Annotated in this window: 13 protein-coding genes; 4 read left to right on the top strand and 9 right to left on the bottom strand. The window is 68.6% G+C overall.

Annotation, left to right across the window (positions count from 1 at the left end):
* Positions 1-38: 38 nt before the first annotated feature.
* The 5 genes from NJ1_RS02525 to NJ1_RS02505 form a co-directional block, all read right to left on the bottom strand.
* Positions 39-701 carry an enoyl-CoA hydratase-related protein gene (locus tag NJ1_RS02525; RefSeq protein WP_067686716.1) on the bottom strand — a complete coding sequence of 221 codons (663 nt, stop codon included), beginning with the start codon at positions 699-701 and terminating at the stop codon, positions 39-41.
* Positions 702-747: 46 nt separating this feature from the next.
* On the bottom strand, positions 748-1,341 hold the full coding sequence (locus tag NJ1_RS02520; RefSeq protein ID WP_067686713.1) for a TetR/AcrR family transcriptional regulator: 594 nt from the start codon (positions 1,339-1,341) through the stop codon (positions 748-750).
* Positions 1,342-1,390: 49 nt separating this feature from the next.
* Positions 1,391-3,208, bottom strand: coding sequence for a fatty acid--CoA ligase FadD11 (gene fadD11, locus NJ1_RS02515; RefSeq protein WP_067686963.1), 1,818 nt, complete (start codon positions 3,206-3,208; stop codon positions 1,391-1,393).
* Between the two features lie 186 nt (positions 3,209-3,394).
* Complete coding sequence (locus tag NJ1_RS02510; RefSeq protein ID WP_067686709.1) at positions 3,395-4,825, bottom strand: hypothetical protein; 1,431 nt, start codon at positions 4,823-4,825, stop codon at positions 3,395-3,397.
* 127 nt (positions 4,826-4,952) lie between these two features.
* On the bottom strand, positions 4,953-5,390 hold the full coding sequence (locus NJ1_RS02505; protein ID WP_218025103.1) for a hemerythrin domain-containing protein: 438 nt from the start codon (positions 5,388-5,390) through the stop codon (positions 4,953-4,955).
* Positions 5,391-5,992: 602 nt separating this feature from the next.
* Here NJ1_RS02505 and NJ1_RS02500 point away from each other — a divergent pair.
* On the top strand, positions 5,993-6,547 hold the full coding sequence (locus NJ1_RS02500) for a hypothetical protein (protein ID WP_067686705.1): 555 nt from the start codon (positions 5,993-5,995) through the stop codon (positions 6,545-6,547).
* Between the two features lie 15 nt (positions 6,548-6,562).
* Here NJ1_RS02500 and NJ1_RS37750 read toward each other — a convergent pair whose 3' ends face one another.
* Complete coding sequence (locus tag NJ1_RS37750; protein ID WP_084477654.1) at positions 6,563-7,603, bottom strand: FAS1-like dehydratase domain-containing protein; 1,041 nt, start codon at positions 7,601-7,603, stop codon at positions 6,563-6,565.
* Between the two features lie 692 nt (positions 7,604-8,295).
* Between NJ1_RS37750 and NJ1_RS02490 the strand changes: the two genes are divergently transcribed.
* Both NJ1_RS02490 and NJ1_RS02485 read left to right on the top strand, forming a co-directional pair.
* Positions 8,296-10,122 (top strand): arabinofuranosyltransferase AftB family protein, encoded by a 1,827-nt coding sequence (locus NJ1_RS02490; protein WP_067686702.1) that lies wholly within the window; start codon positions 8,296-8,298, stop codon positions 10,120-10,122.
* Between the two features lie 40 nt (positions 10,123-10,162).
* Entirely contained in the window at positions 10,163-11,512 is a 1,350-nt protein-coding gene (locus NJ1_RS02485; protein WP_084477653.1) for a glycosyltransferase 87 family protein, read from the top strand.
* 16 nt (positions 11,513-11,528) lie between these two features.
* Here the strand turns inward: NJ1_RS02485 and NJ1_RS02480 are convergent, their stop codons facing one another.
* Entirely contained in the window at positions 11,529-13,463 is a 1,935-nt protein-coding gene (locus NJ1_RS02480; RefSeq protein ID WP_157573696.1) for a hypothetical protein, read from the bottom strand.
* A 138-nt stretch (positions 13,464-13,601) separates the two neighbouring features.
* Here NJ1_RS02480 and NJ1_RS02475 point away from each other — a divergent pair, with 138 nt between their 5' ends.
* Positions 13,602-14,408: a HugZ family pyridoxamine 5'-phosphate oxidase gene (locus NJ1_RS02475; RefSeq protein WP_067686697.1), complete on the top strand. Its 807-nt coding sequence runs from the start codon at positions 13,602-13,604 to the stop codon at positions 14,406-14,408.
* A 60-nt stretch (positions 14,409-14,468) separates the two neighbouring features.
* Here NJ1_RS02475 and NJ1_RS02470 read toward each other — a convergent pair whose 3' ends face one another.
* Positions 14,469-14,981, bottom strand: a complete 513-nt coding sequence (locus NJ1_RS02470) for a hypothetical protein (protein WP_067686695.1) — start codon at positions 14,979-14,981, stop codon at positions 14,469-14,471.
* 369 nt (positions 14,982-15,350) lie between these two features.
* Entirely contained in the window at positions 15,351-16,241 is an 891-nt protein-coding gene (locus tag NJ1_RS02465; RefSeq protein ID WP_067686692.1) for an endonuclease/exonuclease/phosphatase family protein, read from the bottom strand.
* Between the last annotated feature and the right edge of the window lie 21 nt (positions 16,242-16,262).

Here is a 16,262-nt window from a genome sequence, read left to right as displayed (position 1 = left end):
CGACCGGCCGCCGACACGTTCGGCGGCGACGCCGTATGTCAGAGGGCGGGCCGGGTGAGGGCGGCGAAGGCGTCGGCGAACATGACGCTCTTGATCGCGGTCAGTGTGCCCTGATCCTTGGGGGTCAGTGGGGTCAGCAGGCCCAGGGCGGCCTCGGTGAGGCCGGACTCGGGGGCGGTGGCGTCGATGATGTCGTAGGCGAGGGCTTCGGGGGCGGTGAAGCGGCGCGCGGTGGTCATGGACGCGACGGCCGCTTTGGGAGTGAGTTTGGCTTGGATGAGCGCGGCCATGCCGTTGGTGAAGGGGATGCGGATGTCGGCTTCGGGGAAGCAGAAGTAGCCGCGGTCCGCGCGCATGATGCGCATGTCGTGGGCGATGGCGAGCATGGCGCCGGCGCCGAAGGCGTGTCCGGGCAGGGCCGCGACGGTGGCCATCGGCAGGGTCAGTACGCGCGCGAAGAGTGAATGCACTTGCGCGACATACCATTCGGCGCGGTCGCCGTGGGCGCTGAGCCATTCCAGGTCCAGGCCGTTGGAGTAGAACTTGCCGCTCGCGGTGGTCACGAGCGCGGGTGCGCCCTCGGCGACGACGGTGTCCAGGTGGGCGGCGAGCTCGTCGAGGAATTCGGGGGAGAATCGGTTCTCCCCGTCGCCGAGGTCGAGCACGGCGATCTTGTCGCGGTAGGTCAGTGTCGTGGGCACGGGGTGGTCCTTCGGGTCGGGTGGTCACGGGCGGGTCGTGCGGTGGTCAGAGTGGTGCGGGTCCGGTGTGCAGGACCGCGCGCACCGCGGCGCGCAGGTGGGCACGGGCGGTGGGGTCGGCGAGGCGGTCGCGTTCGAGCAGGATCGCGGTGGGCAGGTCCACGATGCAGGTGGTGATGGTGTCCACCGCGCGGGCGTCGCGGCGCTGCCACAGGTCGGTGGACAGGCGTCTCATCAGGGTGATGAGGGCGCGCTGGGGTGCGTCCAGGTCGCGGCGCAGCTCGTCGGTGAGGTCCGGGCCGAGCAGGTCGGTGCGGCGCACGGTGAAGAACAGTTTCGTCGAGAGCGGGTAGCGGTCGGCGAATTCGGCCGGGGCCAGGGCGGCGGCGATGACCGCGTCGATGCCGGTGTGCGGGTCCACCAGTTCGCTCTGCAGGCTCAGGAATCGGTTCGCGGCCCGAATCCAGGTGCGCGCGAGCAGTTCCGAGCGTGAGGCGAAGGTGTGGTAGATCGCGCCGTTGGACATTCCGGTCGCGGCGGCCACGGCGCGGATGGTGACCGCGGCGGGTCCGGCGGAGACGGCCAGCGATTCCGCGGCATCGAGCACCGTATCAGGGTCGTGGGTGCGGGGTCTGGCCATACCCGACGATAACAGAGCAAGTGCTCTGTAATCCAGGGCGGTCCCAGGCTCAGGGCACGGGTGTGGATTCCTCGGCCCGGGGTTCGTGCACGCCCGCCCCGCGTTCGGCGGTGTACATGTGCTCGATCTCGCGCGCGTACTTCTGCGCGATGGGTGTGCGCCGCAGTTTCATCGTCAGGGTGATCTCGTCACCGCCGGGTTCCCAGAACGCGGGCAGCACGGTGAAGCGTTTGATCTGCTCCACACGCGAGAGCTTCGCGTTCCCGGCGGCGACACCACGCGCGATGTCCGCGATCACCTCCGGATGCGCGGCCAGCGCCGCCGCGGAGGCATCGCTCAGACCGTGTTGCGCGGCGTAGGGTTGCGCGGATTCCGCGTCCAGCACGATGAGCGCGGTGATGTAGGCGCGCCGGTCCCCGATGGTGGCCAGGGTCCCGATCAGCGGGGTGGTGGCCTTGACGGTGTTCTCGATGTTGGCCGGGGACATGTTCTTGCCGTCGGCGTTGATGATGAGTTCCTTCTTGCGATCCACCACCCGCAGATAGCCCTGCTCGTCCTGGGTGATGATGTCGCCGGTGGCCAGCCACCCGTCCGCGTCCAGGGCCTCGGCAGTCTTGCCGGGTTCGTGGCGGTATTGCCGCATCACCAGCGGCCCGCGCACCAGGAACTCCCCGTCCTCGGCGATCATGGACTCGAGTCCGGGCAGCAGTTTGCCGACCGTTCCCAGGCGAGCGTGCTGCGGCGGGCTGACGCTGGCGATGCAGGTCAGCTCGGACATGCCCCACACCTCGGAGATCGGGATACCGAGTCCGAAGAAGAATCCGAGCGTCTCGGGCGGAATCGGCGCGGCGCCCGAGAGCGCCCACCTGAGCTGATCGAGGCCCAGTTTCGCGCGCAGCGCCGAGAGCACCAGCTCATCGGCCTTGGCCCATTCCGCGGCCTGGGTGTCATCGAGCGCGACTCCGGCCAGCTGGGCTGCGCTCTTGCGCGCGGCCACCTCCAGCGCCCAGGTGAGCGCGCCCTTGCGCGCGGGGTCGGTTTCGGTGGCGACCGAGAATTCCACGGCCGCTTTGAGTTTCTCCCACACCCGCGGCACCCCGCCCCAGATGGTGGGGTGCACATCGGCCAGCGCGGCGGGCAGTTGGGTGCGCTCGGGCACCACGGTGATCTGGGTGCCGAAATACTGGTGCAGATACAGCCCGGTGACCCGGTCGGCCATGTGCGCGGTGGGCAGGTAGGAGGTGATGCGGTCACCGAACTCGATCGGCATGACCGAGGCGTACGCGTGACATTCGAAGCTCAGATTGGCGTGGGTGATCTCCACGCCCTTGGGGTTGCCGGTGGTGCCGGAGGTGTAGCAGAGGGTGACGACGTCCTCGGGGGTGATCGCACGCCAGGTGGCCTCGAAGTCGAAATCGCTGCGCCCCAACGACATCAGCTGCTCGACACCGATGGTTCCCGGCACCGGCCGGTCCACGCACACGATGGTTTCGATCGCGATCCCGCTGGCGCGGATGCGCTCGACGAACTGCGCTTCGCACAGCACGACCCGGTTGCCGGCATTGGCGAACACGTAGTGCAGTTGTTCGGCCGAGAGGGTGTTGTACACCGAGAACGAGGTCGCGCCGGTGTGCTGCGCGCCCACCTCGAGGGGATAGAACTCGACCCGGTTGGACATCATCAGTGCCACGGTGTCCCCGCGCCCGATCCCGAGCGCGCACAGGCCCGCGGCCACCGCGCGCACCTGCGCGCCGTAGTCCGCCCAGGTCAGCTCCTGGGTCCCACCTATCGAGCGCACCGCGACCGCGGTGGGATCCACCGCGGCGGTGCGCTGGAACGCGGCACAGGACGTATTCGCTGGGCTCATCACAGTTCTCGCTCCACTCACCACCGGCTTTCTCAGACGGTAGATGCCCGAACCGGTCTCGCGTGACTGTTTTCGCCGAATCGGGCGTTTCGCCGACTCGAGCGGCAGGCCCGGCATCGCCCCACCCCGCCGACGTCACAGTGACGAATAATGCTGGGGGAGAGGCACGTTCATGGGGGAGTAGGGTCACGATACCCGGTGGATGCTCCAGGCCACGATCGCCGAACCCGACACCACGGCGAAGCCGTCGAAGCGCAGCACACTGCCGTCGGACCGATACGTGTCCAGATGGATCGAGACCGTCGGACCGCCGGTGGGGAACACGGTCACCACCTCACGATCGAGCCCATCGAACCGGCGCACGAAACGATCCCAGTCACCGCCCTCGATCGCGCGCCCGCCCAGCTCCCAGGCCATCGGGAAATCGCGCCGGTTGCTCGCCGCGACATACGCCTGCACCACCGCCGCATACGGATCCGAGGAGCCCGGCAGCGCATCGACGGCATCGCTCGCGCCACCGGTCACCGACGCGGTCCGCACCGGCTCGGGCGTGATCGCGGCCTCGGTACCGAGAAACACCGATACCGGGGCCCGGGCATCGCTTGAGCGCTGCGCGGATCTGTTGCTCAGCACCGCCGTGCCCATGCCGATTCCGATCGCACCGGCCAGTAACGCCATCACCACGCCCGCGGTCGCGGCGACCCGCCCGACCGACGATCCCGGCTCCAAGGCTTGGTGCGGCGCGGGTGCATCGGCTGCCCGGCGCGACGCGACACCGAGCCCGATCACGGTGTCGCGGAAGAACTCCGCGTGCTGATCCAGTAGCCGCAAAGGCCCCCTCAGGAACGCGCTGCCATCGGGGGACAAGAACGTCGACATCAGCGCACTGCGCCATTCCGTGGGCTCGGGCGTCTCGGCTCCCGAGCTCGCTCGCTCGAACAGCACCCGCAGCCCCGGCGCCAATCCCACGGGCAGACAACCCGGTTCGCTCCACTCCCGCAAGACGTCCGCGCTCGTGCGATATCGGGGAAACAATCCCCGGAACACCAGCACGGCCACGCCGAGGCGATCACACTCCGCACCCCGAGGCGGGCGCAACCGGTCACCGCCGAGCAGATACGCATCCACCGGGTCCGCGCACCACACGATGCTGCCCGGTGTCGGTTCCCCGTAGACGAATCCGTCCGAGTCCAGCATCGCGAAGATGTCGCACACCCGGATCAGCACTGCGACCCGCAGCGCCGCGTCCCGCTGTGGCGCACACAGGGATTGGAGGGTGCGTCCGCGCCCGTCCGGGGTGCGGAACCGGGCGGGCACCACCGGCATGATCACCCCGGCCACCGCGTTGCCCACCGACATCGTGTCCAGCGGCCACTGCACCGCCCCCTCGACCCCCACGCCGCCGGACTGCTCCGCAGCCCACACCACCGCGCGTCCGTGCAGTGCGGCCGCGCGCACCCAGCGCCCATCCACGATTCGTTGCTCGTATCGGATATAGACCCGTTCGCGCCCGCGAGCGTCCCAGCACCGATACAGCCCGCCGACCCCCTCGACCACGGCGAGCGAGGTCTCATCGACCCCGTAGCGCTCACCCGACCCGCCGATGACGCTTCCCACCCTCACATTGTTCCGTCACAGTGACGATATAACGGTGTTTACCGGGCAATCGTGGCGTTCCCGTGTCGAACTCGACGCCGCCCGGCAACCCCGGCCCGGCGCCGGGGGAGTCGACCGACACCTGCGCTCAGCGCCGCACCGGCCGGCCGTGCACGCGTTCCCACGCATCGATCGCCGCGGTCCACTGCTCACCCGAGAGCGTGGTCAGCGACATCGGAAACAGACCGTCCTCTTCCTTCTCGATGTGCGGCCACAGACTCGCCAGCGACGCCAGAACCTGTTCGCGGCCTTCGGCGGTCATCAGATCAGCGCCCGAGAGCACCGCGGTCATATCCCGATGTTCGGCCTCGAGCGCGTCGATATAGTCGGCGCATTCGGGGTCCTCGCGCATGACGGTGAACAATCCCTGCTCCTCACCGGCCCAGTGTGCGTGCAGCTGCTGCTGGATGTCGGCGACCTGAGCGCGTGCGGTGTCGATATCGAATTGCTCGAGCGCTCGGCGGATATCACCGGAAAGGTTGTACACCGCTTCGTGTTCGGCGATGAATTCCTTGATCAGTGGCATGTCACGGCAACCGCAGTAATGGCACATGAACCACAGCCCATCACGACCGACACCACAATCGGTGGATATCGCCCGGGCGTGCCCCGCGATCGCCCCGTGGGCGGATTCGCATGCGGCGGTGGACCATCCACCCACCCCAGGTCAATACGTCACTGTGACATATTGACCCGGGGAAACGAGCCACAGGGGAGAGGTATGGAGAAACCCACCCGGACTCCGCCGAACGCGAAACAGCCGCGATCGACCCGATTAGGCCGAATCAGGAAATTTTCCGACCAATACGGGATTGCCCGGAAATATAATTCCGGCAGCGATTTTCACATTCAGAGCACGCGATGCACGCGAACCGGCAGACGGATAAGTTGACAGCCGGGGAATCGGACCCGACGCCGCGAACTGTCACGCGAGCACCGAAACCGCATGTCACACAAGCATTCCCGCCGCTTCCAGCACGGTCGTAAAAGTACCGATAATCAACATTATGTCAAGTTACGCGGATTCGTGCACCCGGTGCAAAGATCGAACATCGCCCTCTTCCCTTGTCCGCCATGGCCGCCGGAAACGATTTGTCCCCACCCTGGGCAACGGGTTAGTGTGCGCCGATGCCTGAGGGCATCGAGATCGAATCGAACGACGAACACTATTCGGGGGGCGTGATGAGTACGAGTTTCACCGGGGGGCCTGCGATGGGCGGTGCCGGACAGCCGATGCAGGTACCCGCTCAACCGCCGATGTCGACGGCGAACGGGGTCTACTGCCGGTATTGCGGCGCCACTCCCGCGTTGCAGGTCGATATCCGCGGTCATCGCGGGCTGCTCATCATCATGCAATTTCTGCGCTCGCCCGGCCCGTACTGCCGCGATTGCGGGATCGCGACCTTCCGGAAGATGACCGAGGAGACCCTGCTGCTGGGTTGGTGGGGTCTGCTGTCGGTTCTGATCACCCCGTTCGTGTTGTTGGGCAACCTTTCCACTCGTAAACAGCTTCTCGCGTTGCCCGCGCCGATTCCGGGAAGTCCGCGGCCGCCGATGTCGCCGGGTAAGCCGTTGACGCATCGCCCGGCCGGTGTGATCGGGCTCGTCATCGCGTCGATTCCGGTACTGATCGCGGTGCTGATTCTGCTGCTGATCGTGGTCGGATTGGTGGCCGGGGCATGACCGGACCGATCCCGTTCACGCGGCGTCCGTCCCCGCCGTCCTGTCCATGACTACCTCCACCGTGGCGATGATGTGTTTGCCGAGTGCGCAGGTGCCGGTGACCGCGATCGACACCCGTTGCCCGTGCACCGCGCGCACCTCCCCCGCGAGCCGGAGCGTGTCGTAGGCATACCAGGGTGCGCCCAGGCGCAGCGCGAGCGAGGTGATCTGTGCGCGTTGGCCGGCCCAGTCGGTGACGAATCGCTGCACCAGTCCGGTGTCGGTGAGGATGTTGGCGAAGATGTCCTGTGAGCCGCGGGCGCGGGCGGTGTCGCGGTCGTGGTGGACCGGCTGGAAGTCGCGGGTCGCCAGTGCCGCGGCCACGATGAATGTGGGGGTCGCGTCGATCACCAACTCGGGCAGTCGGTCTCCGACGGCGGCCCGGGGCGGGTGTTCGGGCACGAGCCGGGTCGGTGCGCCGCCGTATCGGGAGTTCTCGCCGGTCATCGGTGTGCGGGGTGCGCCGGGTGCGTGGTCGGCGGGAGCGGTGCGGTGTGCGGGGCGGAATTTGAGCATGCGGAAATTCATGTCGGCGACGATTTCGTCCCCGACCTTCCAGGTGCTGCGCACGGTGCAGAACCATCCTTCGCCCAGTGCTGTCTTCTTGGGTCCGTCGCAGGCGGCGAGCTCGGCGTGCAGCGACAGGTGTTCTCCCACAGCCGTGTAGCGGTGGTAGACGGTGTCGCAGTCGGTGGCCAGTAGTGAGGTGTAGCCGGCGCTGTCCAGGAGTTCGAACAGTTTCACCGTGGGGTGGTCGTCGTCGCGTTCGGCTCCGAGGGTGGGCATGGTCCATGCCTGGGTCATGGCCGGGGGTGCGACCACGGTGTGGTGTCCGGCGTTCCGGGCCGCGGTGTGGTCGGTGTGGATGGGGTTGGCGTCGCCGAGTGCTTCGAGCCAGCTGTTGATCATCGGCTGGTTGACGGGATCGCGGCCGGGGCGTGGCGTGGCGCCGGGTCCGCCGATCAGGGCCTGGGCCGCGGTGTGCAGGTCCGGGTTCGGCGGTGCGTGTTCGCTCATGGGGTGTCCTGGGGTCGAGAGGAAGCGGGATCCGGCCGCAGGATAGGTGAATTCGAGGCAGGACGTGCCACTTTGCGCAGGTACTCCCCCGGGTCGTATCCGCTCGTCGGATGTGTGCGGGTGCCAGGATCAGCGCGCTGAGCACGAGAGCGCGGGACATCGGGCCGGGTGGTCCGGGCCGGTGTGCGTGGGGTCGGTGCTCATGCGTCGATGATGGTGCGTGTTCGGTGAGGTGGTGTGCGGGGCCGCCGGTTGTTCGTTCGCACAGCCCGGGCGGTGATCTGTGGGCACCCGCACAACGGAAACCCTTGGGAGCTTTGACCTTTTTCGCCGGATTACGCGAATTGGGTTGGGTGCGTGGCGAACACTCGCATGCCGATGGCAGCCCTTCGACGTCACAGGCGCTATCTTGATTGTCGGCCGACCGGTCCGGTGCGTTCGTCCCCCGGTCGCGGCCCTTCTCCAACCGCCCGTACGGGCGTGATCGACCACATGCTCTACCGCTTTTCGTGTGTCCCCTCCGGCGGTGGTCCGGCGGCGGGGTGTCGTCTCGGAGTGATCGGAGGGTTCAGGTGTCGTTGTCGGTCTCACCTCCCGTGACGGAGCAATTCGACCGAGACGACAGGCTAGCGCCCCCGGCGATCGCGCTCGAGCCGCCGCCGCGAGAGGCTCACGCACCACGACATGGGCGTGTGTCGCGGCTTGTACTGCTGGGCGGGATCACGGTGACGGCGGCGATTTTCGCCGGGAGTGCGTGGCAGCGCCGCTGGATTTCCGACGACGGGTTGATCGTGTTGCGCACGGTGCGCAATCTGCTGGCCGGTAACGGCCCGGTCTTCAATCCGGGCGAGCGCGTGGAGACCAATACCAGCGCCGCCTGGACGTATGTGGTGTGGTTCCTCAGCTGGCTGACCCAGGCGCGACTCGAGTATGTCGCGCTCGGTGCGGCGCTGAGTTTGTCGGTGGCCGCGATCGTGATCGCGATGGCGGGGTCGGCGCGGCTGTGGGGTGGTTCGTCCTCGGGATTGCTGGTCCCGGCGGGCGCGCTGGTCTACATCGGGTTGCCGCCGGCGGCGGACTATGCCACCTCCGGGTTGGAGAACGGCCTGGTGATCTGCTGGCTGGCGGTGCTGTGGTGGGGGCTGGTGCGGTGGGCGCGCGCGGAGCGGGTGCGGGCGGGCGGGTACGGCGCCCTGATGGTCTGGGCCGGGTCGGCGCCGCTGGTGCGCCCGGAGCTCACGGTGGTGGGCGGGCTGGTGGTGCTGCTGCTGGTGTGCGCGCCGGTCCCGCACACGCGGTGGCGGCCCTGGGTGTTCCGGGCCGCGACGTTGAGCGCGGCGGGGCTGGTGCCGGTGGGGTATCAGGTGTGGCGGATGGGTTATTACGGTCTCCCCTACCCCAATACCGCGGTCGCCAAGGATGCCGGTGGCGCGAAATGGTCCCAGGGCTGGCTGTATCTGCAGGATCTGGCGGTGCCGTACCGGTTGTGGTTGCCGTTGCTGCTGCTGGTGATCGCGGCGGCGGTGCTGGTGCGCGAGCGGCCCGATCGGGTCGTTGCCGCGGGTGCGAGGTGGCGGCTCGATCGGGGTTCGTTGCGTTCCGGTGCGGCGGTGGTCACGGTGATGGTCGGGGCCGGGGTGGTGCTGATCGGGTACGAGTTGCGTGTGGGCGGCGATTTCATGCACGGTCGAATGTTGCTGCCGCAGTTGTTCTGTGTGCTGCTGCCGGTGATGGTGCTGCCGGTGCGCCTGCCCGATCGCGCGCGAGTCGCGGGGATGCCGCGTGCGCTGGTGGTGGTGATCGCGGCGGTGCTGGGTGTCGCGGTGTGGGCGGTGGTGGCCGCACGCACCACGGCCATCACCGCGGGCACCGATATTCGCGCGAACGGGATCGTCGACGAGCGCATCTACTACGTGCTGGGTTCGGGTCACGATCACCCCATCCGCGCGGAGGACTATCTGGACTATCCGCGCATGCGCCCGATGCTGCGCGATATCGCCGAGACCCCCAATGGTGGTCTGCTGGTGAATCTTCCCGATCAGACGTACTGGTATGTGACCCCGCCCCCGCAACCGGTGCCCGAGGGCGGTGCGGGCCATACGGTGCTGTTCCTGAATTTGGGTATGACGAGTATGAACGTGCCGCTGTCGGTGCGGGTGGTGGATCCGGTGGGGCTGGCCTATCCCCTGGCCGCACACACCGATCGGCTCACGAACGGGCGCATCGGGCACGACAAGAACCTCGACGCGAGTTGGGTGATCGTCGATGCGGGGGTGGTGGATCGGCATCCGTGGATGGCCGCGCACATCGACGAGGTGTGGGTGGATCGCGCGCGCCTGGCGCTGAGGTGTCCCGCGACCCAGGATCTGCTGGCGTCCTCGCGGGCGCCGCTGACCTTCGATCGGTTCCGGCACAACCTTCTGCAGTCGTTCGGGTTCGCCGCGACCCGCATCGATCGCATTCCCGCCTACGAGCTCGCGCGCTGCGGGCTCGTCGTCCCCGATTCCGCGCCGAAGTGACCGGCACCCGCACACCGACCACAGGCGAGGATCCACAGCGATGACGACGACCGCAGGACGTGCCCGGCTCGCTCCGATCACCACCGATCATGGTGGGCGGCACGATATTTCGACCGGCATGGTCAAGGTGGCGGTGCTGGCAGCGCTGGCGGTGCTCGGATGGCACGTGTTCGCGATTCCGATCGGCAATCCGTATTACGGCTTGTTCTGCAACGATGTCGATCAGTACGTGTACACCGCCGGTGGGGAGGCGATCCGGTACGGCGCGAGCCTGTACGCGGAGCCGGTGTTCTTCGATATGGAGTTCACCTACACCCCGTTCGCGGCGATTCTATTCGTGGTGTTCACCTTCGCGGTGCCGGTGGTGGCCAAGACGCTGTGGTGGGTGGCGATCATGGCGGCGTTGATCGCGTTGGTCGCGGTGAGCCTGCGCGCGTTGAACTATCGCGCGAACCGGCGCATGTGGGTGTTCGCGGTGGCGTTGGCGGTGGTGTGCTCGGCGTTCGAGCCGGTGCGCTCCACGATCTGGCTGGGGCAGATCAACATCTTCCTGGTGCTGGCGGTCGTGTGGGATCTCACGCGCCCGCGCACGGCCCGCACGCGCGGGATCGGGGTGGGGATCGCGGCGGGGATCAAGCTGACGCCCGCGTTCTTCCTGGCGTATCTGGCGTGCACGCGCCAGTGGCGGGCGTTGGGGGTCGCGGCGGGTGCGTTCGCGGGCACCGCGGCGATCGGGTTCCTGGTCCATCCCACCGATTCGGGGCATTACTGGAGCAGGCAGTTCAGTGCCTCGGCGCGGGTGGGGCCGGTCGATTCTCCGGCGAATCAGTCGGTGAACGGGTTCCTGGCGCAGCTGCTGCGGTTCTACGACGTGGATTCCTTTGCCGTGCACGGTCCTTCGGCCACGGTGTATGTGGCTCCGGCGTGGTTGTGGCTGGGGGTGGCGCTGCCGATGGTGGTGTTCGGGCTGTACGCGGCGGTGCTGGCGTATCGGGCGAATCAGCTGCTGTTGTCGATCACGATCGCGGGGATGAGTTCGGCGTGCGCGTCACCGTTCTCGTGGGGGCATCACTGGGTGTGGTTCGTGCCGTTGTTCGTGCTGGCGCTGCATCACGCGCTCACCGGCACCGCACGGTATCGGTGGTGCACTCCGGTGGTGGTGTTCCTGGTGAGTTTCTGCTGGTGGTGGAACTATCCCGACCGAGGGCCGATCGAGGACGCGCCGCATCCGATCGGGATCGGGTTGTTCATGCTGCCGCGTGATGAGCTGCCGGGCTGGTGGGCGCAGATCGCGGTGCCGTTCTATTCGGGCTGCTATCTGCTGCTGTTCCTGGCGAGTGCGGGGTATGTGGTGGCGCGGTTGCGGGGTTCGGTCGCGGTGCGTGCCTGAGCGTGGCCTGTGGTTCTCAGCGTGGCCAGTAGTTCTGTGGTCCGGCCTTGTCGGCGGCGGCGCGCGCGGCGGCGTCGAGCCATTCGGTGATGGAGGTGTCGCGGGTCAGGTTGATGTAGAGCGCGGTGCTCTTGTACACGTACCGGTAGCTGGTGGAGCCCGCGGCGCTGCGGGTGGCGTATCCGGTGTAGGTGTCGCAGACCGAGGCGCCCGCACCGTCTTTCGGGCACCAGATCGGCCAGTCCTGGGGTTGGCCCTTCATCGATTCGTAGAAGGATGCGGCCGTGGCGGAGGCCGGGAACGCGTACACGTCGACCGAGACCAGGATCTGGTCGCTGCGGTCGATGTAGGAACCCGAGACCATGTTGGTGCAGCGGTAGGTGTCCAGGATCGTTTTCACGTTCTCGGACATGGTGCCGGTGAGGCAGTCCTGCACTCCCCCAGCGCGCAGGGTGTATTCGACGTTCTTGGCGTCCTGGAACGAATGCGGCAGCAGGGCGTCGGCGGTGAAGGGGGTGCGGTCCGTCGCGGCGGTGTTCAGCGCGGACCAGTCGATCGCCGGTTGCGCGGGCCCGGAGTGGGCGGAGGTCGTGCCGTCCGGATTCGGGACGGGTGCGGCGTCGGTGCCGGAGTCGCGGGAGTGGAACACCAGCAGGGTGATGCCCGCGACCAGTACCGCGACGATGGCGACGATTCCCGCGATGCGGGCCACATGATGGGTAGGCGGGGAAGCGGTGAGCGGCTGGGCGTTCCCCGGCAGCAGGGACGCGGTTCTCCCCTGCGCAAGACCTGCGAGCGTGCCGGGCGCGGGCATCGAGGAGCCTGCGGGATCGCTGGGGTGTGGCGCGGATGGCTGCGCCGGGGCCGGTGCGGTGGTTGAGGGTGTCGTGCCCGTGGAGTGCCCTAGCGCGGGGACCGGGTGTCGAGCGGTGGTGCGGCGGGCCGGTTCCCGCGTCGAGGCGCGTGGGGCGCCGGTTCTCCGGCTCTGGAGGTTCCGCGTGCCGAATCGGCTCGTGTACCAGTCGAGTCGGTCCAGCGCGTCGTGCCGGAAGTCGGTGCCGTCGGTGGACAGGAACGCGGTGCACAGGGTGTCGAGCCATTGCGCGGGCGTGGGGCGGGTGTCGGTGGCGAACGGATCGGTGAGCGCGCGTTCGAACAGGGCCCGCACGGTGGCGGGCAGGTACATCGGGAGCGCGGGGGGTGTGCGGGGGCCGTCGGCGTCGATGACCGGGATGTCTTCGCGCAGCAGGACTCGGTGCGCGAGCACGGCGAGGGCGTATCGGTCGCTGTAGCGGTCGGGGGCGATGATCGCGCCGCTGACCGCGCGCGGGTCACGCCAGCCGTCGGCGCCGGGTCCCGGGGCGACGACGGCGTGCGCGGGCCGCAGGCTCTGCCCGTCCAGCAGGTAGGCGCCGGGTGGTTCGCTGTGCCACAGCAGCGACTGCCCGCAGATGTCTCCGTGCACCACCGCCCACTCGTCGAGCATGGTGAAGATCTCGCAGATCCGGATGAGCACCGCGACGCGGGTGCCGACCTCGGGCGCTCCGGGTGCCGGGGTGTAGAGCTGATCGAGGGTGCGCCGTTCCCCGTCCGGGTGCAGGTAGGTCGCGGGGATGACCGGTGTGATGACGCCCGCCAGCGCGTTCTCGTGCAGGATCAGGTCGATCGGCCAGTTGATCGAGTTCGCGGCCGACCCGGGTGCGCCCTGTTCGGCAGGCAGGATGGTCTCGCGCCCGAATCGCACTGTCTGGGTGACCCATCCGAGGATTTCCGGGTCGCCGAGGGGCTGGCTGTAGCGGGCGTAGACGCGGTCGCGTCCGTGTGCGTCCCGGCACGGATAGCGGTGGGGTGCGTGCGGATCGCCCGGTTCGCCGGTGATCTCGTAGGTCTGCCCGGAGCTCCCGGCCAGCGTGGACTTTTGCGTGAATGTCGAGCACGAACCCGATGACATTCCCGAGCCTCTCCCCTGCGCGGCGTCGTTCACGCGAATCGACTGTGCCATAACCGACATGCGGGGACAAAACGACTGCGATCGGGGTGGGTGCGCTGCGATCGCCGCCGCTGGGGTGCGCCGCGTACTGTTCGGGGCATGACCCTCGATCATGGCGATCCCGGCGACGCGCCCTCGGTGCCCGCACCCTTGACCGCGGTGGAGAATCCCGTCCGCCCGTCCGCGGCCGAGGAGGCCAGAACCGTTGCGGCCGCGACCAATACGGCCACGCTGGCGAGCTTGACCGGGGAGGGTGATCCGTGGGCGTCGTTCGTGACCTACGGGCTGCTCGAGGGTCAGCCGGTGCTGTGCGTGTCACGCATGGCCGAGCACGGGCGCAACCTGCTGGCCGATCCGCGCGCGAGTGTGGCGATCGTGGCGCCGGACGCGCCCGCCGATCCTCTCGCCGGGGCCCGGGTCACCCTCGCGGGCGTGGTGCAGCGGCCGGTCGGGGCGGAGGCCGACGCGGCCCGGGCCGCCCACATCGCGGCGGTCCCGGCCGCGGTGCACTACATCGACTACAGCGATTTCACGCTGTGGGTGCTGCGCGTGCAGCGGGTGCGATGGGTCGGCGGTTACGGGCGCATGGATTCGGCCTCGGCGCAGGACTACGCCGCCGCGGCCGCGGACCCGATCGTGTCCCATGCCTCGCACGCGGTCACGCACCTCAACAAGGATCACGCCGACGCCCTGCTGGACATGGCACGCGCCTTCGGCGGGTTCCCCGACGCGACGACCGCGGGCTGCGAACGCGCGGACCGCTACGGCCTGGACCTGCGTGTCACCACCCCGCGCGGAGTGGCGGTGACCCGCGTCGGCTACGCCTCCCCGATCGACTCCCCCGCCGAATTGCGCGCCGCCACAGTCGAATTGACCCACCGAGCCCGCGCCGCCAACGGCCACTGACACTGCCTCGCCGAGGTTCGGACACGGTTCGCGGCGACACGATCACTCTCGCGCGAACACTCAGAGAGCAGAGCGGTCCACTCGGACGGTGGTGAAGTAGCGCTTCTCGATGTCGCTGCCGTCGCGGTTGTAGGCGTTTGCGAGGGCTTCGAGGCACGTGATGAGGGCGTTCAGCGCCGGGGAGGCGGTGCCGTAGTCGTCGCTGCTGCCCCAGGCAGCGGGGACGCCGTGCACGGTGAGCACGATGCCGGTGTCGTACAGGGTGTCCACGGTGTACGAGATCGCGGCGGGGGCATCGCGGATCGGGTCGGGGGCGGCGAGGTCGTCCTGGTGCCCGGCGGGGGTGCGGAGTCGGGCCAGGGTGAGGTCCTCGCGGATCATCTCGGCGATGCGCGACACGCTCGCGTGCCGCCCGGGCAGGTCGTGCCGCGCCCCGTAGGTGCGGTCACCGGCCGGGACCGGTGCGGGGGTGAGTCGGGCGAGCATGCGCTGTGCGGCGGCGCGTTCGGCCGCACCCGTGCGGGGATGATCGATCAGTGCCCGCAGCCGGGATACCCGAGTCGCGCCTGCCATTGCGCCGCCTTCGTCGTGATCTGGTTTCCGGATCCTAACGCAGTGCCGCCCAGCGGTTTTCGACCGCCGTCCGCCTTCGCCATCGCCTGCGGTGGCGGGATCGCGCCGCCGCCCCGAGTTGCGTCGTCGCGTCGCCATCGGGCACGCACGACCGCGACGCTGTCGTGAGCGAAATACCGTCGATCGTGCCCGAGCGATCGTCGACGTCGTGATCGTCGACGTCCGGGGCCGCATTGCGGCGAAGGGCAGCGAGGCGGGTTTGCCGCTCCGCAGTGATGCCACACGAATCACAACCCGTCACGACCGACACTCCGGCGGGCTCGGGGAGGTGAAACCTCGGGGCAGCACGTCGCGGCTGCCCCGACGAGGTCAACCCTGTGGCGCTTCGGGTTTCTGTGGCCAGCGCACGTCCACGACCAGGCCGTAGTGATCGCTGGCCAGGGGGCCGGTGAGGGAATCGTGGAAGGCCAGGTCGGCGCGCAGGATGCGTCCTGCCCCCTGGGGGCGCAGGAACGCGTCGCCGACCATCACGTAGTCGATGCGCTGGCGCACGACGTTGAGGGTGCGCGCCTGCGGGTTGGTGATCGGGTCGAAGGTGTAGCCGGGTTCGCCGGGGCGGATCGCTTCCCAGGCGTCGATGTAGTTGGTGCTGCGGCCTTCGATGACGGCGTTGGCGTTGAGGAATCGGATCTCGTCCGAGAGCGGTTTGGCGTTGAAGTCACCGCACAGGATCGGTGGCAGCGCCGCTGCTGCGGGGTGGCGGGCGCGGATGGCCTCGTCGATGGCCAGCACCTGCTGTACGCGCTGGTACGCCTGGGCGGGCGGGGGCGCGAGGTGGGTGCTGAAGGCGTCGATTCCGGCGGTGTGCGCGTAGAGCAGTTCGGCCTGCATGCGGTACGAGGGATGCGGGTCGGTCGGCGCGGGGTCCGAGGGCAGGGCGATCACGTCGTGGCGTTCGATGGGCCAGCGGCTCAGGATCGCCGACCCGAAGTTCAGGTTGCGGTCCGCCCAGGCGTCCTCGGGCAGCGGGAAGCCGCCGAAGCACCAGTGCCAGCGGCCCTGGGGTGCGTTGTCCGCCAGCCACCCGGCGGTATTGCTGCCGGGTTCGGTGGTGTTCTCCCACACCTCCTGCAGGCACACCAGGTCCGGGTCCAGGCGGGCGAGCCAGGCCAGGATTTCCCGTCGGCGTTGCTCCCAATGCGGTTCGAGCAGTGACCCGATATTGAGCTGCGCCACCCGCAGCACGCCCGGCTCCGACATTGCCTGTCTACCTCGAATCCC

Origin of the sequence: Nocardia jejuensis NBRC 103114, from assembly GCF_001613145.1 — a bacterium.
Lineage (GTDB): Bacteria > Actinomycetota > Actinomycetes > Mycobacteriales > Mycobacteriaceae > Nocardia > Nocardia jejuensis.
This window is presented reverse-complemented; position numbering and strand designations above follow the sequence as displayed.